We start from the raw sequence: 19,377 nt of genomic DNA on the forward strand, positions 1-19,377 counted from the left end.
TCTTATCCCCTTATGCCGTTTCCTTATGGAATAGCTCCCTAAACACAGGGAAAATATCGTCCACACTACGAATATTCTTCATGGCGAAGTGATCAAAGCTTTCAGATAGTTTTTCATACTCATGCCATAAGGTTTGATGAGAACGACGCGTAATTTCGATGTAAGCATAATACTGGCATTCAGGCAGCAGTTTGTTCGCCAGTAACTCTTTACAGCGAGGCGAGTCGTCAGCCCAGTTATCGCCATCGGAGGCTTGTGCGCCATAAATATTCCACTCACCGAGAGGGTAACGTTGTTGAATAATGTCATGCATTAATTTTAATGCACTAGAGACAATCGTTCCGCCAGTTTCCTGTGAATAGAAAAATTCGTGTTCGTCCACTTCTTTGGCTTGGGTGTGGTGGCGAATAAACACCACTTCAACATTTTCATAGGTGCGAGTTAAAAACAGATAGAGCAAGACATAAAATCGTTTTGCGATATCTTTAGTGGGCTGATCCATCGACCCTGACACATCCATTAAGCAAAACATTACCGCTTGGCTAGAAGGGATCGGGCGTTTTTCGTAATTTTTAAAACGTAAATCAAACGTATCGATAAACGGTACACTGTCTATTTTCCGGCGTAGTTCAGCTATTTCTTCTTTTAAACGTCTCTCTTCGAGTAGTTGCGCTGGCTCAGAGTTGCGAATATTTTCCAGCTCTTGCTCAAGCTCATGCATAAGGCGTCGCTTGCCTGATGTCATCGCCGTGCGTCGGGCAAGCGATTGTTGTAAAGAGCGGACAATCGCAATGTTGGCGGGAACGCCAGCAGTTTGGAAGCCTGCGCGATGGGTTTTCCACTCTTTAATTTTGTTGACTTGATTTTTCTTCAGGTTAGGTAATGCTAAATCTTCAAACAAGATATCCAAATATTCATCTTTAGATATTTGAAATACAAAATCGTCTTCGCCTTCACCGTCTTGACTGGCATCCCCTTCGCCTGAACCACCACCTTGACCACCTTTTGGCCGTTCTACTTTATCACCACGTATGTATTGATCATTACCAGGGTGAACGCGTTCGCGAACGCCGCCTTTACCTTGATGGAAAATGGGTTCTTTAATATCTCGATGTGGAATCGCCACATCTTCACCTGACTCCGTATTGGTGATGGATCGGCGATTAACCGCATCCGCAACGGACTCTTTAATTTGTTCTTTATAACGGCGTAAGAAGCGCTGCCGATTAACGGCGCTTTTATTCTTGCCGTTCAACCTTCTGTCGATAAATTGCGCCATGAGATTCTCCCTCTAAACGTCACTCGATGAGTTCTAACTACTCATACGCTTTGGCAAGTTAGCTTCTGACCCAGAATCTCTGGGTCAGAGTCGCAACCAAGGGCTTGCTAAGAGGATTTACGCACGCGTAAATACCATTCAGACAGTAATCGAACTTGTTTCTCGGTATAACCTTTCTCCATCATGCGGGCGACAAAATCGTCGTGTTTTTTCTGATCTTCCGATGAGGTTTTGGCATTGAAAGAGATAACTGGCAGTAATTCTTCAGTATTGGAGAACATTTTCTTCTCAATAACCGTGCGCAGTTTTTCATAGCTCGTCCAAACTGGGTTTTTACCACTATTGTTAGCCCGAGCTCGAAGTACAAAGTTAACGATTTCGTTACGGAAATCTTTCGGATTGCTGATCCCTGCCGTTTTTTCGATCTTCTCTAGCTCACTGTTAAGCGCTGAGCGATCAAACAGTTGGCCAGTTTCTGGATCACGATACTCTTGATCTTGAATCCAGAAATCAGCGTAAGTGACGTAACGGTCGAAAATATTCTGACCGTATTCAGAATAAGATTCTAAATAAGCGGTTTGAATTTCTTTGCCAATAAACTCGACATAACGCGGAACCAGATAGCCTTTGACAAATTCTAGGTAACGCTCAGCAACCTCTTGCGGGAACTGCTCGCGTTCAATCTGTTGTTCGATAACATAAAACAGGTGTACGGGGTTTGCAGCGACTTCTGATTGGTCAAAGTTGAATACTCGTGAGAGTATTTTAAAGGCAAAACGAGTCGAGAGACCGGACATGCCTTCATCAACGCCAGCGTAATCACGGTATTCTTGATAGCTTTTCGCTTTCGGATCAGTATCTTTCAGCGTTTCACCATCATAAACGCGCATTTTAGAGAAAATGGACGAGTTTTCTGGCACTTTTAGTCGCGATAGCACACTAAATTGAGCCAGTAACTCAAGTGTACTTGGTGCACGTGGCGCTTTGGTCAGTTCACTGTGCTCAAGCAGTTTTTCGTAAATTTTAACTTCTTCAGAGACGCGTAAGCAATAAGGCACCTTCACGATATAAACTCGATCTAAAAACGCTTCATTGTTTTTATTATTGCGGAATGTCTGCCACTCTGATTCGTTGGAGTGAGCGAGGATCATGCCGTCAAAGGGTAGGGCGGAGAGCCCTTCGGTACCGTTGTAGTTGCCTTCCTGAGTCGCAGTAAGCAGTGGGTGAAGCACTTTGATCGGTGCTTTAAACATCTCGACGAACTCCATTAAGCCTTGGTTGGCTCGACAGAGTGCCCCAGAGTAGCTGTAGGCATCGGGGTCATCTTGTGAATAGTGCTCTAGTTTACGGATATCCACTTTACCGACCAGCGATGAGATATCTTGGTTGTTTTCATCGCCCGGTTCTGTTTTGGCAATCGCAATTTGGTCTAAGATAGAAGGCCGGACTTTAACGACTTTAAACTTCGTGATATCGCCACCAAATTCATGCAGACGTTTTGCTGCCCAAGGTGACATGATGGAGCGCAAATAGCGCTTTTCAATCCCGTATTCTTGCTTGAGCAAGTCGCCATCTTCATTGACATCAAACAAGCAGAATGGGTGGTCATTGACCGGGCTGCGCTGACCATTCGCTGATAATACGTAGATCGGGCATTGCTGCATTAATGCTTTGAGTTTTTCAGCAATCGATGACTTCCCACCACCGACAGGGCCGAGTAGATAAAGAATCTGTTTCCGTTCTTCTAAGCCTTGCGCTGCATGCTTAAGATAAGAAACAATTTGTTCAATCGCTTCTTCCATGCCATAGAAGTCTTGGAACGGTTTATAACGAGAAATGACTCGGTTAGAAAAGAGCCGACTCAAACGAGGATCTTTGCCAGTATCGACCAATTCAGGTTGGCCAATTGCCAGCAATAAGCGTTCTGCCGCGTTAGCATAAGCGCTTTTGTCTTCCTTACAGAGATCCAAAAACGTTTGAATCGATATCTCTTCATCCTTGGCTGCTTCATAGCGTGCCTGAAAGTGGTTAAAAATACTCATGGTAGTTCCCCTCTAAAAATGTCTCTTCGACATACAACCGCTTAAACACACAAATCCCTAATACGTTAAGCCTAGATCGCAATTGATGATTTTGCTTAAAGATTATGTATTTATTTACAAATCGTGACGTAAATTACGTCTCTGGCTAAGAAGTATTGTGCTGATGAATTGTTGCTATCAGTCTTATGATTATTAACAAAGCAAAGTGGCAAGAAGTGATTGAACAACAAAGATTGTTTCTCTTAAGGGGAACTTCTATGATGGTTATCTTTGCAACATAATCGATAAATAGGTGCGGAATGAGAGATGCGATAGTCAAAACCATGAGTGGGTTAACGATGCTATTGACACCTTGGTATGTTAACGCTGAAATGTCTCAATGGTCAGTGGGTGTCGCTGCCGCCTATTCGCCTGCCGTTTATAAAGATACGCCCTCTAACCGTACCGTGATCCCCATCATTGGTTATGAAGGCGAGCATCTCTTTTTTCGTGGTTTTGATGCGGGATATCGCCTGTTGCCGATTCGCTCTCAGCAGAACCTAATCTTGCGGTTGGCTTATGATCCTCGCACACTACAGCCTAATGATTCTGATGATCTACAGATACGTCAGCTCAATAAACGTAGGTCAACGATTTTAGGTGGAGTGAGTTATCAACACCGTACGGCAGTGGGATTATGGGAGGCAACGATTGGCTCGGATATCGCAGGGCGACATGATGGTGTTTATGCAGAAGTGGCTTGGCGTTTCCCATTGCGTTTTGAACGTTGGGGCATCACGCCTTCGGTGGGTTATGCTTATAATTCTGATAAGCTCAATAACCATTTTTATGGTGTGTCAGCTCAAGAGTCGCTGAGTAGTGGTTTAGAACAATACAACGCTGGTTGGAGTGGGCAGTACTTTATTGGCGCGATGGCTTATTGGTCGGTTTCTCAGCATGTTAGAATATCAGGCGGTCTTCGCTATACCAATCTCGATAGTGATATTTCGTCAAGCCCAGTGATTGGCCGTGATTCATCAACCGTGGGCACCCTTGGTGTGGTTTACCTATTTTAATCGTAGAGTGAGTTTTTGCTGCGCTTAAAATGATGTTATCTCAAATTATATCAGCATCGAAAGGTATGACGTAATGGACAGTAATAAGGATTGGTATACAAGGATTGATATATATTGATATAGAGAGAGCTTATAAACCCTCTCTATTTTTGTATCAGGACTAAGCGTTAATAATTTTGTTGAGTTCGTTGGCTGATAAGTGATATTGCCTTGGGCAATTTCGCCATGTGGTTAACATGCGTCGGTATTTTTCACCCATAGCCACTTGGCTGTTGAAGTGGTGCTCACCCCGTTCAAATTGAGGATATAAACCTTCAGTATTGATTAGAAAACGCACGTAGTTGACCAGTTGAGCTTCAGAGGCACTATCATAACCAAGAAAATTCAAGCGACGAGCATCAACGTCACTACTCAATTTGCTATCGAGCATTTTGTATGACTCTTGCATGGCATGATACATTTCCATGACATCGATCACTTCTCGGCATTGCGCTTCAGAAATTGCTCCAAATTCTTTATTGAGCTCAGTCATTTGTAATTCATAACCCCGTTCAATAATCGTTTGTAGCCGTTTATATTGTTCGGCGTTGGCCGGATCAAGTTGGGACATTAAAACGTATTGATTAGATAGGATCAGACGTTGTGCATTAGTCATTTCCATTATTGACCTCACTGTAATCGATGTTGGTATCCCCTTCCTACCTGAACTGCCAAGTATTTTGGGTATAAATTTGCTTAAGATTAGGTTAACAGCAATGGGTGATTGTGAAACATGATCTCAACACAGATTTAATCTTAACCGAGTAAATTATCGACAATTCTAGCACGTTTATTTCTGTGTCGTTAGCTTCTGGGTGTTATAGCCGATAGGTGAATGAGTCAATCAAAAGTAAAACACCAGCCATGTGCTGGTGTTGGATTTGCAGAAGGGAAGCTTAGTATTTTACGTTGTGATGATATTGCATTAGCACATCAACAATCTTATCCATGGTTTCTTTACTGGGCGGATTCACACCTTCTAAAGGATAAGTTTCTCCCATCGCTTCCCATTTATGAGCGCCTAACTTGTGGTAAGGCAATAACTCAATTTTTTCAATATTATCCATATCTTGAATAAATTGTCCGAGTAGATGGGCTGATTCTTCATCATCTGTATAACCCGGAACGACCACATAACGCAGCCAAGTTACTTTGCCAATCGTGTGTAGATAGCGTGCAAAATCTAACGTACGTTTATTGGATACCCCGATTAAGTCTTGATGAACATCATCTTTAATTTGTTTAATATCCAGTAGCACTAAATCAGTGACGTCCAAGACTTCATCAATCACCGGGGTGTATTTACGGATATAACCGTTGGTATCAAGGCAAGTGTGGATCCCTTCGGCTTTAGCCGCGCGAAAGACATCTCGTACAAATTCAGGTTGGAGCATCGATTCACCACCGGAGCAGGTGATCCCGCCGCCTGAAGCATTCATAAAATGTCGATAAGATTTCGCTTCTTTGATGATCTCTTCAACAGAGACTTCTTTACCGGAATGGGTATCCCATGTATCTCGGTTATGGCAATACTTACAACGAAATAAGCAACCTTGCAGAAAGAGGATAAATCGAATACCAGGGCCATCAACTGTACCGCAAGACTCAAATGAATGGATACGACCAGTAGTAGACATAAGTTGCTCTCATTTGCTGAATTTACCGACTATTTTATTACAAAAGGTAGGGTTTAAATAGGATTTCTTCGGGTAAGTTAAGTGTTGTTGGATGAGTTTTGTACTGAGGACGGGGTGTTAAAGTACCAAAGAGGATTAAGATCAGTAAGGTGAAGCTTAATCCTCAATCAGTAAGAGTCTCTATCTTAATTTAGAAAAAGGCAAATAAAGACAGTGCTCCAGTGCCGTGGGTGCGGTGTTTACTTTCTTTATACTCGGCATTACTGGTGGTTAAAGTAAAACTTGCGCCGACATGAGGTCCATACCATACCACGCCAAGTACCGCGGTCGCTTGCAAAGGTTCTAGCGTCACCTGATAGTCACTGGGCTGTAGAGGTAATCCATCTAATGGCCTGTCTCCTTCAATGGTTAAATCATTAAATCGATAACGTGCTTCGAGGCCTGCGAAAACGAACCAAGCGGAGCGCGAAGCCCCGATCATCCCTGCGCGAAAAGGAGTTTCACTATCAATTTGCGCACTGCCAAAGTTAGCCGCTAAATCAGTCCCCCAGCGCAGCATCATACCTGAGGAAATATCGCTGCGAAAATTACCAACGTTCACTTCGCCAATCGCAGACAGTTCCCAAGCATAATATGGATCGTAGGCGGTGCGATAGAGATTGAAGTGACTAAGATAACCAATACTACCGGCGATTTTATCGTCTATTTGGTAATCCCAGCCGTTAGGATCGCCAGACTTAGTGATGCTGTGAACGATTTTTTGCGCTTGTTCGGATAACGCGCTATCTCCAGTGGTACCTATCGTGAGATTAAATCGTTGTGCTTGCTGGGGATGTAAACTGATGTAATTAAACTCGCTGTGTAAAAATCCCGCATAAGGGCGTTCATTCGGGGCAGGGATATATTGCTCAATATCAGAAGGCGTCCACATTTTATGACCAATCATCACCTCCCATTTATCGATACTTGAGGCTCCCCAGAGTGAAAGACTGAATGGCTTGGCAAACCAATAGGGGGTAATCGGTCTTGAGGTGTAGGAAAGAAAAAGCCCACTGGTGTATTCCCTATCCATGCCATAAACACCGTCATTATCGACTTTGAGGGAAAGGGTCGATTGGGTGGATGACCACACAAATGGAGCAAAAAGAATCAGCGGGAGTACACGTAATAATGTTAAAGCCATACGTTTTTCGTTGTCCGTAGTAAATACAAGAGTAGGTCAGAGATGGGCATGCCTATCATTCAGATCCATTAGACCCTAGTGTAACGCTTATTTTTCAGTAGGTAAGCAGATTTTTTCATGTAGCGATAGATGATGTGATATTGCAACGATTTATGCCATGCAAAAGAAAACCTCGCTCAGAGAGCGAGGTTTTTGATCAATATCGATGGTCCGAATAACTTACAGTGATTCAGTAAACGTACGCGCGATAACGTCTTGTTGTTGCTCTGTCGTTAACGAGTTGAAACGTACCGCATAGCCAGACACACGAATAGTCAACTGTGGGTATTTCTCTGGGTGTTTAACCGCATCAAGTAACGTGTCACGGTTAAGCACGTTAACGTTCAAATGCTGACCGCCTTCAATGCCTGATTCGTGATGGAAGTAACCATCCATCAAACCAGCGAGGTTGGCACGTTGTGAATCCTGATCTTTACCTAGTGCATTTGGCACGATAGAGAAAGTATAAGAAATCCCATCTTTTGCATCAGCAAACGGCAGTTTACCAACCGAAGTCAATGAAGCAACCGCCCCTTTTTCATCACGGCCGTGCATTGGGTTAGCACCTGGAGCGAATGGTGCGCCAGCACGACGACCATCAGGTGTGTTACCCGTTTTCTTACCATAAACCACGTTAGAGGTGATGGTTAAGATAGACTGAGTTGGGATCGCATCACGGTAAGTTTTTAGTTTACGAATTTTGTTCATAAACACAGAAACGAGTTCGCAAGCAATATCATCAACGCGTGAGTCATTGTTACCAAATTTAGGGTAGTCACCCTCGATTTCGAAGTCGATAGCAATACCATCTTCATCACGAACTGGCTTCACTTTCGCGTATTTCACGGCAGACAATGAGTCGGCAGCAACAGATAGACCAGCAATACCACAAGCCATAGTACGGCGTACATCGCGGTCATGCAGCGCCATAAGTGCCGCTTCATAGCTGTACTTATCGTGCATGTAGTGGATAGCGTTCAATGAGGTGACATATTGTTTAGCTAACCAATCCATGAAGTGGTCCATCTTGTCCCATAGCTCATCATAGTCAAGATACTCACCAGTGATCTTGTCCATTTTAGGACCGACTTGGATTTTCAGCTTCTCATCGACACCACCGTTAATGGTGTAAAGCATGGTTTTCGCTAAGTTAGCGCGAGCACCAAAGAATTGCATTTGTTTACCGACGATCATTGGCGATACACAACAAGCGATTGCGTAATCATCAGAGTCCATGTCTGGGCGCATCAAGTCATCGTTTTCGTACTGAATCGACGATGTATCAATAGATACTTTGGCGCAGAAACGTTTGAAACCATCAGGCAGTTTTTCAGACCAAAGCACAGTGATGTTTGGCTCTGGAGATGGCCCCATGGTGTATAGGCTGTTTAGGAAACGGAAGTTAGTACGAGTGACTAGCGTACGGCCGTCAAGACCCATACCACCCATAGATTCGGTTGCCCAAATTGGGTCGCCAGAGAAGAGTTCATCGTATTCAGGGGTACGAAGGAAGCGAACCATACGTAGTTTCATCACGAAATGGTCAATCATCTCTTGAGCTTGAGCTTCAGTGATTTTACCTGCTTTCATATCGCGTTCGATATAGACGTCAAGGAACGTAGAGGTACGACCTAGAGACATCGCTGCGCCGTTTTGAGATTTAACAGCGGCAAGGTAGCCGAAGTAAGTCCACTGAATGGCTTCTTGCGCGGTCTCTGCTGGGCGAGAGATATCGAAACCATATTTTGCTGCCATTTTTTTCATCTGGCCAAGCGCACGGTGTTGCTCTGCAATTTCTTCACGAAGTTGCATGGTCATATGCAGATCTTCGCCGTTTTCAAATTTCTCTTGCAGCGAAGTGAACTGAGCCAGTTTATCTTGCATTAAGAAGTCAATACCGTACAACGCAACGCGGCGATAGTCACCGATAATACGACCACGGCCATAAGCATCAGGAAGACCAGTCAATACCCCTGATTTACGGCAGGCTAAGATTTCTGGAGTGTAAATATCGAACACGCCAGCATTGTGCGTTTTGCGGTATTCGGTATAGATTTTTTTAACTTGAGGATCAAGCTCACGATCGTAGGCTTTGCATGAGCTTTCAACCATACGGATACCACCGTTAGGGATCAGCGCACGCTTAAGAGGCTTCTCAGTTTGAAGACCAACGATAGTCTCTAGATCTTTGTTAATGTAACCTGCATCGTGAGCAGTGATGGTAGAGATAACAGAAGTGTCAAAATCAACAGGCGCATGAGTTGCGTTTTCCTGTTTAATGCCTTCCATTACTTGTGCCCAAAGCTTATTGGTTGCTTCAGTACCTTCAGAAACTAGGAAAGATTCATCACCTTCATACGGTGTGTAGTTCTTTTGAATAAAATCACGAACGTTAACTTCATTTTGCCAGTTACCTGCAGCAAAACCTTCCCAAGCTTTAGCAAATTGCTCTGCCATGACATACCTACCTTTATATAGTAGAAAAAACACGTACTGTTTCGCCGTTGAGCCAGCTATCTTGTGTCACACAAGAGGCAGTACACTCTATGAATAACCTTATTTATCGTTAAACCGATATACTCATCTGTTTGAGTATAAATAGGATTACTCGTTCCCTTTAATAACCAATGTAAGCTAAAAAAAAATTGCAAACCTTAAACTAAATCAATAAAACTTCAAAAATTCAGATAAAGTTTGGGTAGTGTTTAAACACTACCCAAGGTACTACCAAGACTTGTGAATCATTGTAGACTCAATTTTGGTATCTTGCTTAATGTAGCCATGCCTTAAGACCGTATTGGCTCTCAAGCATACCGACCGCTAGCATAGCGACTAAACAGATAATTAATACCCCACAAGGAATGATAATTTTATCGATGAAAGATAAGCGTGAGGCGCGTTCTTTATCACCGATGAAACCATTATTATCCAAAAACATGGTTAATGCCCAAGCCAATACCGGATTGACGACCGCAGAACCAAAGATACAGATCCCCGCTGCCTGTGCATCTTTGGTATTTCTGACCATTTGCATGCCTGCTTCTAGTAGTGGAAGAAACACGCCGACTAATAGTGCAATACGCATAACGGGTGGCCATACCGCAACATCCATTGGGAAGCCAAGAATCGCGACGATAATACACAATGAACCCAATAAAATCGCGCCTGCTGGGATCGGACGTTTCGCGATGGCTGCCGGGATCATATAGGTTCCCCAAGACGATGTAATGTTACCACCACCAACGGCTGTACCGACCATTTGACGAACCGAGCACATGGTCATCGTGTCATCCACATCCATCAAGACTTTTTCTGTTTTACGCGGATAGTTAAGCTCTTGGAAAATTCGATGGCCTAAGAAGTCCGGTGACCACATTGCCACAGCAAGGATGGCGAAAGGTAGCGAAGCAATAAAGTGCTCTAAGTTAGGTAAACCAAGCATCCAACCTTGTTCGGTTGAGCCCCACCAGTAAACTGGACTTAAATTTGGTAGCCCCATTTCAGTTTGAAAGGTTAAATCAAAGCCAGCACCAAGTGCCAAAGCAATCAGTAAACCAGAAAAAGCACAGATAGGAATGGCTAACCAGCGTTTACCGTATTTAGCTAAAAGTGCATAGATAACAATGTTAATGCCCAATACGATTAAACCGATATAACCAAGGCTACCCGCTTCGATAGTCGCAGATTCCAAACCGGTTGCCCAGGTCTGAATGGAGCCAATTTGACTCATCGCACCGGTAAAACCGAGGAAGATTAATAGTCCGCCAGCGGTGCCTTCCGATGTCAGGTTTACCAGCTTAGAGCCACCTTTAAAGTAGCTGAGTAATAGACCAAATACCCCCAATAAAATAGCTAAAGCAAGTGGGTGAGCACCTGCTAGGGCGATGGTAGCAATGAGGGGGATCATTGGTCCGTGGTTGCCAGCAAGGTTAGCGCGCGGATTAAAAAATCCAGAAGAAAGAATACAGAACAAAAGCGCGGGGATCAGCATTTCAACCCGAGCGACCTCAATCGCAAACTCTTTACCCAGTTCGATATGATCCCAAGCGGCGGTTAATCCTTCGGCCCAAGACATCATTACCGCAGAGTACATGGCAATAATACCAATGGTTCCAGCGAGAGCTGGGACCAAATCTTCCCATTCAAAGCGGAAGTCACGACCAGGAAGGTTCAACGCGAAGCGACGAGGCTTCATGATTTGCAGTTCATGGTCTAGATAATCGGAGCGGCTAGCAAACTCAGATGATGGACGATGCAGTTCTTGATAACTCTTCGTCTCGATGTCTGAACGCTCTTGATTGATGACGTCTGACATAGATTCCTCATATTAATAAAGTTAATAATTCTGGTTGAATTCAATGTAACTGGCGATTGGGAAAGCGATTATTTGCGTAGTGATAACGTTAGTTTTGTTATGCCATTGTGTTAACTAACATTATGACTATAGAGCATTATTAATCTTTTTATTTGTTGGCGAGTTTAACGTGCTAATCGACTAGGATGATTGATCTTGATCACTTTAAGATATTATATGAAATAAAACTACATAAAATCCCAAAAATCAGCCACATAGTGCCTACTTGTTTGAAATGTTTTTACACAAAATAGAATTTGCAACATCGCTTAAAATCATGGGTGTGATGCTTCGATACGGCCTGTGGGTTGAGAGATAGTATTGAAAATGCGCTTATCATTAAATGAAACCTGTTAACAAAGAGGGACTCAGGACACAAAAAAGCGGTCTCTGTTAACAAAAAACACACTTATCCAGATGGGTGATTTTCACCGCTGGTGGTTTTTTATTCCCCAATGTGATTTTTTAATGGCTTTATTTGACTTTAAATGCATGTAAATAAAATAAAAATCCAAATTACCTATGGTTAACAATTTGTTGCGTGCTCGCAATTTGAATGCTAGTTTGTACCAAAAATGAGCAGGATTGCTCAGTGTTGATTCATGACAGGGAGCGAAAGCGCATGAATGATGTACCCGCGCTGGATATAAAAAATCTCCACAAAGCCTTTGGACAGAATGAGGTGTTAAAAGGCATTTCATTACAAGCTCACAAAGGGGATGTGATCTCGATTATTGGCTCATCGGGATCAGGAAAAAGTACCTTTCTACGCTGTATCAATCTTCTGGAAATACCGACTTCCGGTGAAATTTGGGTGAACAATGAATTAATCCAAATGAAAACTAACCGACAAGGCGCATCATTACCCGTTAGTGAAAAGCAAGTGCAACGAATTCGTTCGCGCCTTGCCATGGTGTTTCAAGGCTTTAATCTCTGGTCACATATGACGGTATTAGAAAATGTGATTGAAGCTCCCATTCATGTTCTGGGGTTCGGTAAAGATCAAGCCATCGCGAGTGCAGAAAAACTGCTCAAAAAAGTCGGGTTATATGAACGCCGTGATTATTACCCCGGTCATTTATCTGGCGGTCAGCAGCAACGCGCAGCGATTGCTCGAGCTTTAGCCGTTGAACCAGAAGTATTACTGTTTGATGAACCCACATCGGCATTGGATCCGGAGCTTGTCGGCGAAGTGCTTGGGGTGATGAAAGATTTAGCGCAAGAAGGCAGAACCATGTTGGTTGTCACCCATGAAATGGCCTTTGCGCGAGATGTTTCTAATCATGTGCTGTTTTTGCATCAAGGTGTGGTTGAAGAGCAAGGCGATCCTCGCCAATTGTTTACTCAGCCAAACTCTCCTCGGTTAAAGCAATTTATCTCATCGATTTATTAAACGCTGAGGGTATCGCGCTACCTTGGTTAACCCCTTGGTTTTAACGGTAACTCAGATAGGGATTTCAAAGTGTTATATCGTCACTGTTTCTTAATCCTCCTTGAGGAGAAAAAGAGCAGGGCAACCATACCATCACAGGAGTAGGGAAATGAAAAAGTGGTTATTAATCGTAGCGATAGCAGCCTCAGCATTGTCGGGTATTGCGCAAGCGAAAGAATGGAAAACGGTGCGTTTTGGTATCGAAGGCGCTTATCCTCCTTTTAGTTGGACAGAGGCGGATGGCTCACTGCGTGGGTTTGATGTGGACATGGCTAATGCGCTTTGTGCTGAAATGCAAGTCGAATGCGTGATTATTCCACAAGATTGGGATGGCATCATTCCGTCACTATTAGCTCGTCGTTACGATGCCATTATTGCGGCGATGTCCATTACTGAAGAGCGTAAAAAACGTGTTGATTTTACAAAGAAATACGCACAAATCCCGAATCGTTTCATTGCTAAAAAGGACGCTAATCTTGATTTTACGCCAGAAGGCCTAAAAGGGGTACGTATCGGTGTCCAACGAGCCACCACGCATGATAAATACCTAACCGATAACTATGGTCGTTCAGTCAATATCGTTCGATATGGATCATTTGATGATGCGTATCTTGATTTAGCGAATGGGCGAATCGCAGCGGTATTGGGTGATGCCTCTGCGCTAGAAGAAGGGATGCTTAATCGACCAGGAGGCGACGGTTATGAGTTTGTCGGACCTTCATTAACCGATCCTAAATGGTTTGGAGAAGGGATGGGGATTGCAGTTCGTAAACAAGATAAAGCCCTAACCGAACAACTTAACCGTGCGATAGCGTCGCTGCGAGAAAAAGGCATTTATCAACAAATCGCGGCACAATACTTTAGTTATGATGTGTATGGTGAGTAACCACGAAAACCTACGTAATTGGGGGTGAATTCGCCCCCATATTTTGAGCAAGGAAGGCGTAAATGCTCGATCTTCAAGGATATGAAACGGCTATTTTGCAAGGTGCGTGGCTGACGATTCAAGTGGCATTATGGTCACTGTTATTAGCGATGATACTGGGCATGCTCGGTGCATTAGCTAAGTTAGCGCCATACCGTTTTGCAAGAAGTATTGCCACGTTGTACACCACGGTAGTCAGAGGTATCCCTGATTTAGTCTTAATGATGCTGATTTTCTTTGGTGGGCAAATCTTATTAAATAACAGTTTATTTGCCATCAATGAATGGCTTAATTCACTCTTATTATCACGCAATCCCGATCATCAGTGGGTCTCTTACCTACCGGACTATATCAATGTCAGTCCATTTATTGCAGGAGTGTTGACGATAGGATTTATCTTTGGAGCTTACATGGCAGAGACCTTTCGCGGCGCGATGATGGCGGTTGATAAAGGTCAGCTAGAAGCGGCTAAAGCGTATGGTATGAGCGGGTTGCTCACTTTTCGCCGAATTCTGTTGCCGCAGATGATACGACATGCACTGCCTGGTTTTGGTAATAACTGGTTAGTGTTGTTAAAAACCACTGCATTGGTCTCGATTATTGGTTTAGAAGACATGGTTCGAGTCAGTTCATTAGCCGCCGGTTCAACGCAAATGCCTTTTACTTTCTATTTATCTGTTGCCTTGATTTTCCTATTTTTCACCAGCGTTTCCACCGGATTACTGAAGTGGGTTGAGCGTAAATTTACTATTCAAACGAGGTAGCGATGGATTTTTCAGTCATTTTACAAAGCTTACCTCTGTATTTTTCTGGGTTATGGACCACCGTTTGGTTGGTGGGGTTATCTTTAGTGATCGGCTTAGCTGTGGCTATTCCCTTAGCGATTGCTCGTAATAGCTCACTGTGGGTGATATGGCTACCTGCTTGGTGTTACATCTATTTCTTTCGTGGCACTCCACTGTTAGTGCAGCTGTATTTGATCTATTACGGTATGGATCAATTCTTCCCAGTGAAGGATACCTGGTGGGAACATGCTTGGTTCTGTGCTTTGGTGGCCTTTATTTTAAACACTTCCGCTTATACTGCCGAGATTATCCGTGGCGCGATTAATGGTCTATCGAAAGGGGAAATTGAAGCGGCAAAAGCTTATGGCATGAGTCCATGGTTGACCTATCGGCGGATTGTTTTACCCAGTGCATTACGTCGGGCGCTCCCTGCGTACAGTAATGAGGTCATTTTTATGCTACACGGCAGCGCAGTGGCCGGTATTGTGACGATACTTGATCTTACGGGGACGGCTCGTTTAGTCAGCTCTCGCTACTATGCGCCTTTTGAAGCGTTTTTAGTCGCTGGACTGTTTTATTTATCGCTGACATTTTTGATTCTATGGTGCTTCAAGCGTGCCGAAAAACGTTTCTTGGCTTATTTAAGGCCGATCAGTTAGCACTAAATAAATGTTGATATAGGCTTTTCGTCGATCAGATGCTCTACTGTTCAGAGGAGAATGTACTCGGTGACTGTTAATAGCTAATAGCAAATCACCGAGTAAATGATTAATTACGCTTAAATACTGCCCAAATCGGCGCATGATCAGAGGGCTTTTCAATCGCTCGCAGTGGGTAATCAATATCGGATTCAACGCAGTCTACAGCGAGTGAAGGTGTCGCGAGAATGGTATCAATACGCAGGCCACGGTTATCATCAAATCCTTTAGAGCGGTAATCAAACCACGAAAATTTGTCTTCAACGCTGGGATGAAGTTTACGGAAAGTATCTTCTAATCCCCAGTCCAGTAAGCGTTGTAGCCATTGACGCTCTTCCGGTTGGAAGGAGCATTTCCCTGTTTTTAGCCAACGTTGACGGTTCACTTCACCAATACCAATGTCTAAATCGATAGGGCTGATGTTAATGTCACCCATCACAACGATCGCTTCATCTGGTGTGTGATAGTCAGTGAGATAATTCATTAAATCTTGATAAAATTGACGCTTATAAGGGAACTTGGTTTCGTGATGAATATTATCTCCTTGTGGGAAATAACCGTTCAATACCGTTACTTTATCGCCATTCTCATCAAGAAATGTGCCGATAATCATTCGTTTCTGGTGGTCGTCATTATCCGTTGGAAAGCCTTTTTGCACTTCCAGTGGCGCTTTTTTACATAGCAATGCCACGCCGTAATGGGCTTTTTGGCCGTGAAAATAGACGTGATAACCCATCGCTTCCACCGCTTGGACAGGAAATGCTTCATCGTGCACTTTGATTTCTTGCAAGCCGATAATATCGGGTTGATGTTTATCAATTAGGGCTTGCAGCTGATGCAGTCTTGCTCGTAATCCATTGATATTAAAACTGACAATTTTCATTTATCTTCCTTTAATTTGCTTTCAAGGTCGCGTTTTACGTAATCGAGAGCGAGTAAGGCAGTGCGTGGATCCACCTGATTCGATTCGAGAAGATAGATAAGATCGACGGCCAACTTAATTTCATCGGGCGCATCATCTAAAGTTGGGAGAGGGGACATATCTTGTTCTCATCGTTCTATTGTGAGCCGTTATTCTGCAGGTTAATCAGTTGTGCTTCAATGATCGCTTTCGCTTGTTGGCAACGGTTAAGACGCTGTTTGGCTAAAAATAGCGCTTGTTGTGCCTGTGGATAGTAGCGTGCTGAGGTTTGTTCAAGTTGATATTGTCGGTTAAGCACCAACGTCAATAGACGCTGCTCCCATCGTTGATGCTGGATTAACTGTTCGGCTAATTGAGATTCACTCATATCCTTAGCTAAAGTAGGATGTTCGCTATCTAGCCCATCGCGTTGCAAACTATTCTCCCATTCGTCAACCACGCGTTGCAACGCCTCTAATTGAGTACATAAACGATCGCTTAGGTGTTCGACTTGCACCAGACAGGGGCTGGAGGCATGACAAATGTGGTGTAATTGAGAGAGCGTCTGTTCCGCTTCATGCGCACACGACTTTAATGAGAAGACATTTTTTTTGAACAATTGATTATCAAACCAGCGCCTAGTGTGATGACGATATTGTGTGTCGATAAGCTCGGCGTGACGCATTAAGCGTTGCAGCCGTTTAGTCGCTGATCCGAACCGGTCATCGTTAGTGATAGGTTTACTGTGAGTCAATCGTTTAGAGCGAGCGGGGAATAACGGTTTCACCATGATTATTCAATAATTCGTTGAAAAGGGGGAAGCGCATCCAAAAGAGCTTTACCGTAGCGTTTAGAGACGATACGTCGGTCAAGCAGCACTACTCGGCCAGAATCACTTTCTTTACGCAATAATCGCCCCACGGCTTGAATTAATTTTTTACTCGCCTCAGGGACACTAATTTGCAAGAAGGGATTACCACCGCGTTGCTGAATATATTCAGCATGGGCTTGTTCAACGGGGGAGCTAGGCACAGCAAAAGGAATTTTGGTTATGATGACGTTTTGTAAAAGTTCCCCCGGAAGATCGAGCCCTTCCGAAAAGCTACCAGTACCAAAAAGGATGCTTGTTTTGCCGCATTGCACGAGCATTTTATGTTTATTGAGCAGCTCAGTTCTGGATGTTGTACCTTGCATTTGCCAATCCCAAGCTTTTTTTAGAAATTTTTTGCTGATTTTTTGTTCAACTTCTTTCATTTGCCAGTAAGAAGCAAACAGGACCAAATTGGCTTGATTGGGGACAATGTACTGATGAATCTTTTCGACGAGATGATCGGTATATTGTGCCGCTTGCGGCTCATAATCCATCTTAGGGATCAATAGCTTGGCTTGGTTTTGATAATCAAACGGAGAGGATAAGGCTAAAAATCGTACGCCATCTTCTGGTTTTTCACTGATCCCAGCCTGACGACAAAAGAAACTGAATGAATTTAAGGCTCGCATCGTCGCAGAGACCAAAATCGCCCCCACACAGCGACTCCAAATTTGTTGATCCAACTGCCAACCAATTTCAAGAGGAGAGACATTAACAATATAGTCGCCTTCTCGTTCGCTATGGATTGCTAACCAGCGTGCGAGTGGGGCTCCTTTTTCTCGTTTAGGCTCAGCCATTAATTGCCAGACTTGGGCGAGTTTTTCTAAACGTTGTAAGAAGAAACCTAATTCGGCGAGAACAGGCTCAGCTAAACGGCTGGCCAGTTCACCGTCTTTGACACGTTCGGCGATTAAATCGGTAATTTTGCTCACGGCTTGGTTGGCTTTTTGAGAATGCAGCTTAAGCTCTTTAGCTTGTTCTTCAAGCCAGTTAGGCAGCTCACCATGTTCAAAACGCAGCACATTCTCTTCAAAAGCGCTGGAATCAAACTGATTTGGTAGTTGATTGAGTAGCGGGATCAGTTGTTGTAAGGCGTTACGCGCTTCATTTTCAAAGCGTGCGACTCGTTTGGCATCCGCTAGCGATATTGCGCGCGCGAGCGCTTGATTGAGCTTTTCTAACCAACTAACGCTGCCTTTCATACTGGCTGAGGCTGAGGCATGTTCACGGGCCACATGAGGCAGATGGTGCGCTTCGTCAAACACATAAATGGTATTTTCAGGTTCAGGAAGAATTACGCCTCCACCTAAGTCGGCATCGGCCATCACCAAGCTGTGATTGGCAATAATGACATCGGCTTTATCCATTGCTGATCGAGCTTTTTGAAAAGGGCAATCTCGATGAGCGGCGAAGCTACCATTACAACTGTGTTTATCACTGACAATGGTTGACCACGCCAAATCAGAGATAGGACTTGGCCAACTGTCTCTATCGCCATCCCACTGACCGTTTTTTAGCTGCAGATAAAGTGTTTGTAATTGTTCAATCTCTTTTGCTGCAGGTTTGGTTTCAAACATCGCTAACTGGTTGTCATCGTTACCACAAGCTGCCGCTAATTTTTCAGTGCAGCAATAACGTTGTCGGCCTTTGGCGATCAGTAAAGAAAAGTTTTGATCGGTGATACGGCGATACAGCGGCAAATCTTTGTGCATTAACTGTTCTTGCAAAGCCACGGTTGCGGTGGATATCACCACCTTACGTTGATTAAGCAGTGCAACGGGTATGACGGCCATTAGATAAGCGAGTGATTTACCAATCCCGGTTCCTGCTTCTGCTACGATCATGCGGGTTGAAGCGTGATATTGACCACAGAGAGTTTTAGCAATTTCTGCGACCAGAAAATTTTGTGCACGACGAGGGATAAAATTATCCAACTGATGGTGCAGATTTTGGTAACTGGTACGAATCGATTGTTGAATTTTTGTGGTTAACATAACGGGACCTAAGTAGCAGGAGCCGGATAGTAACACAGCTTTTTAGATGAGCGGTGGGGAATTTTGTCGGATGAAATCGAAAATTTTGGAGCCATAAGCTCGATAATTGCCTGCTTTTAAATCAATTCTAGATCTTGCTCACA

16 protein-coding genes are annotated in these 19,377 nt (G+C 43.8%); 5 read left to right on the top strand and 11 right to left on the bottom strand.

The features are described from left to right. Nucleotides 1-10 precede the first annotated feature (10 nt). A complete protein-coding gene (locus FKN88_RS04665) occupies nucleotides 11-1,279 on the bottom strand; it encodes a YeaH/YhbH family protein (protein ID WP_040904203.1) in 1,269 nt (422 codons plus the stop codon). A gap of 107 nt (nucleotides 1,280-1,386) precedes the next feature. Beyond that, nucleotides 1,387-3,321, bottom strand: coding sequence for a PrkA family serine protein kinase (locus FKN88_RS04670; RefSeq protein WP_004394936.1), 1,935 nt, complete (start codon nucleotides 3,319-3,321; stop codon nucleotides 1,387-1,389). Between the two features lie 299 nt (nucleotides 3,322-3,620). On the opposite strand from FKN88_RS04670, the gene FKN88_RS04675 reads away from it, so the two are divergent. Then, nucleotides 3,621-4,376, top strand: a complete 756-nt coding sequence (locus FKN88_RS04675) for a MipA/OmpV family protein (RefSeq protein WP_154167678.1) — start codon at nucleotides 3,621-3,623, stop codon at nucleotides 4,374-4,376. A 160-nt stretch (nucleotides 4,377-4,536) separates the two neighbouring features. Here the strand turns inward: FKN88_RS04675 and FKN88_RS04680 are convergent, their stop codons facing one another. The 5 genes from FKN88_RS04680 to FKN88_RS04700 all read right to left on the bottom strand — a co-directional run bounded on the left by FKN88_RS04680 (nucleotide 4,537) and on the right by FKN88_RS04700 (nucleotide 11,589). Then, nucleotides 4,537-5,037, bottom strand: a complete 501-nt coding sequence (locus tag FKN88_RS04680; protein WP_004394938.1) for a YfbU family protein — start codon at nucleotides 5,035-5,037, stop codon at nucleotides 4,537-4,539. Nucleotides 5,038-5,311: 274 nt separating this feature from the next. After that, nucleotides 5,312-6,052 (bottom strand): pyruvate formate lyase 1-activating protein, encoded by a 741-nt coding sequence (pflA, locus tag FKN88_RS04685; protein WP_154167681.1) that lies wholly within the window; start codon nucleotides 6,050-6,052, stop codon nucleotides 5,312-5,314. Between the two features lie 190 nt (nucleotides 6,053-6,242). Continuing rightward, entirely contained in the window at nucleotides 6,243-7,235 is a 993-nt protein-coding gene (locus tag FKN88_RS04690) for a lipid A deacylase LpxR family protein (RefSeq protein WP_154167683.1), read from the bottom strand. A 219-nt stretch (nucleotides 7,236-7,454) separates the two neighbouring features. Then, entirely contained in the window at nucleotides 7,455-9,731 is a 2,277-nt protein-coding gene (gene pflB / locus FKN88_RS04695; RefSeq protein WP_154167686.1) for a formate C-acetyltransferase, read from the bottom strand. 313 nt (nucleotides 9,732-10,044) lie between these two features. Then, nucleotides 10,045-11,589 (bottom strand): DUF3360 family protein, encoded by a 1,545-nt coding sequence (locus FKN88_RS04700; protein ID WP_158138622.1) that lies wholly within the window; start codon nucleotides 11,587-11,589, stop codon nucleotides 10,045-10,047. 661 nt (nucleotides 11,590-12,250) lie between these two features. Between FKN88_RS04700 and FKN88_RS04705 the strand changes: the two genes are divergently transcribed. The 4 genes from FKN88_RS04705 (at nucleotide 12,251) to FKN88_RS04720 (ending at nucleotide 15,429) form a co-directional block, all read left to right on the top strand. Further along, a complete protein-coding gene (locus tag FKN88_RS04705) occupies nucleotides 12,251-13,021 on the top strand; it encodes an ABC transporter ATP-binding protein (RefSeq protein WP_004394943.1) in 771 nt (256 codons plus the stop codon). Between the two features lie 148 nt (nucleotides 13,022-13,169). Next, on the top strand, nucleotides 13,170-13,946 hold the full coding sequence (locus tag FKN88_RS04710; protein WP_004394944.1) for an ABC transporter substrate-binding protein: 777 nt from the start codon (nucleotides 13,170-13,172) through the stop codon (nucleotides 13,944-13,946). Between the two features lie 62 nt (nucleotides 13,947-14,008). After that, the gene (locus FKN88_RS04715) at nucleotides 14,009-14,749 is read left to right on the top strand and encodes an ABC transporter permease (RefSeq protein ID WP_154167689.1); all 741 of its coding nucleotides are present in this window, start codon (nucleotides 14,009-14,011) and stop codon (nucleotides 14,747-14,749) included. Nucleotides 14,750-14,751: 2 nt separating this feature from the next. After that, entirely contained in the window at nucleotides 14,752-15,429 is a 678-nt protein-coding gene (locus FKN88_RS04720; RefSeq protein WP_154167692.1) for an ABC transporter permease, read from the top strand. 109 nt (nucleotides 15,430-15,538) lie between these two features. Here FKN88_RS04720 and xthA read toward each other — a convergent pair whose 3' ends face one another. From xthA to dinG, 4 genes are read right to left on the bottom strand one after another with little or no spacing between them, the layout of a single operon-like run. Next, nucleotides 15,539-16,351 carry an exodeoxyribonuclease III gene (gene xthA / locus FKN88_RS04725; protein WP_154167695.1) on the bottom strand — a complete coding sequence of 271 codons (813 nt, stop codon included), beginning with the start codon at nucleotides 16,349-16,351 and terminating at the stop codon, nucleotides 15,539-15,541. Next, the gene (rsmS, locus tag FKN88_RS04730; RefSeq protein ID WP_040904204.1) at nucleotides 16,348-16,509 is read right to left on the bottom strand and encodes a pleiotropic regulatory protein RsmS; all 162 of its coding nucleotides are present in this window, start codon (nucleotides 16,507-16,509) and stop codon (nucleotides 16,348-16,350) included. The genes xthA and rsmS overlap by 4 nt, the downstream gene beginning before the upstream one ends. Before the next feature lie 17 nt (nucleotides 16,510-16,526). Continuing rightward, nucleotides 16,527-17,159: a primosomal replication protein PriC gene (gene priC, locus FKN88_RS04735; protein WP_154167698.1), complete on the bottom strand. Its 633-nt coding sequence runs from the start codon at nucleotides 17,157-17,159 to the stop codon at nucleotides 16,527-16,529. A 2-nt stretch (nucleotides 17,160-17,161) separates the two neighbouring features. Beyond that, complete coding sequence (dinG, locus tag FKN88_RS04740; RefSeq protein WP_187985092.1) at nucleotides 17,162-19,234, bottom strand: ATP-dependent DNA helicase DinG; 2,073 nt, start codon at nucleotides 19,232-19,234, stop codon at nucleotides 17,162-17,164. Between the last annotated feature and the right edge of the window lie 143 nt (nucleotides 19,235-19,377).

It is taken from the genome of Vibrio sp. 2017_1457_13 (assembly GCF_030851525.1).
Taxonomy (GTDB): Bacteria; Pseudomonadota; Gammaproteobacteria; order Enterobacterales; family Vibrionaceae; genus Vibrio; species Vibrio metschnikovii.

What these genes read in the sequence shown, in the direction of transcription:
- FKN88_RS04720 (WP_154167692.1), top strand. Translation starts at nt 14,752, where the DNA reads ATGGATTTTTCAGTCATTTTACAAAGCTTACCTCTGTATTTTTCTGGG.
- rsmS (WP_040904204.1), bottom strand. Translation starts at nt 16,509, where the DNA reads ATGTCCCCTCTCCCAACTTTAGATGATGCGCCCGATGAAATTAAGTTG.
- xthA (WP_154167695.1), bottom strand. Translation starts at nt 16,351, where the DNA reads ATGAAAATTGTCAGTTTTAATATCAATGGATTACGAGCAAGACTGCAT.
- FKN88_RS04665 (WP_040904203.1), bottom strand. Translation starts at nt 1,279, where the DNA reads ATGGCGCAATTTATCGACAGAAGGTTGAACGGCAAGAATAAAAGCGCC.
- FKN88_RS04705 (WP_004394943.1), top strand. Translation starts at nt 12,251, where the DNA reads ATGAATGATGTACCCGCGCTGGATATAAAAAATCTCCACAAAGCCTTT.
- pflA (WP_154167681.1), bottom strand. Translation starts at nt 6,052, where the DNA reads ATGTCTACTACTGGTCGTATCCATTCATTTGAGTCTTGCGGTACAGTT.
- FKN88_RS04710 (WP_004394944.1), top strand. Translation starts at nt 13,170, where the DNA reads ATGAAAAAGTGGTTATTAATCGTAGCGATAGCAGCCTCAGCATTGTCG.
- FKN88_RS04670 (WP_004394936.1), bottom strand. Translation starts at nt 3,321, where the DNA reads ATGAGTATTTTTAACCACTTTCAGGCACGCTATGAAGCAGCCAAGGAT.
- priC (WP_154167698.1), bottom strand. Translation starts at nt 17,159, where the DNA reads ATGGTGAAACCGTTATTCCCCGCTCGCTCTAAACGATTGACTCACAGT.
- FKN88_RS04690 (WP_154167683.1), bottom strand. Translation starts at nt 7,235, where the DNA reads ATGGCTTTAACATTATTACGTGTACTCCCGCTGATTCTTTTTGCTCCA.
- pflB (WP_154167686.1), bottom strand. Translation starts at nt 9,731, where the DNA reads ATGGCAGAGCAATTTGCTAAAGCTTGGGAAGGTTTTGCTGCAGGTAAC.
- dinG (WP_187985092.1), bottom strand. Translation starts at nt 19,234, where the DNA reads ATGTTAACCACAAAAATTCAACAATCGATTCGTACCAGTTACCAAAAT.
- FKN88_RS04715 (WP_154167689.1), top strand. Translation starts at nt 14,009, where the DNA reads ATGCTCGATCTTCAAGGATATGAAACGGCTATTTTGCAAGGTGCGTGG.
- FKN88_RS04680 (WP_004394938.1), bottom strand. Translation starts at nt 5,037, where the DNA reads ATGGAAATGACTAATGCACAACGTCTGATCCTATCTAATCAATACGTT.
- FKN88_RS04700 (WP_158138622.1), bottom strand. Translation starts at nt 11,589, where the DNA reads ATGTCAGACGTCATCAATCAAGAGCGTTCAGACATCGAGACGAAGAGT.
- FKN88_RS04675 (WP_154167678.1), top strand. Translation starts at nt 3,621, where the DNA reads ATGAGAGATGCGATAGTCAAAACCATGAGTGGGTTAACGATGCTATTG.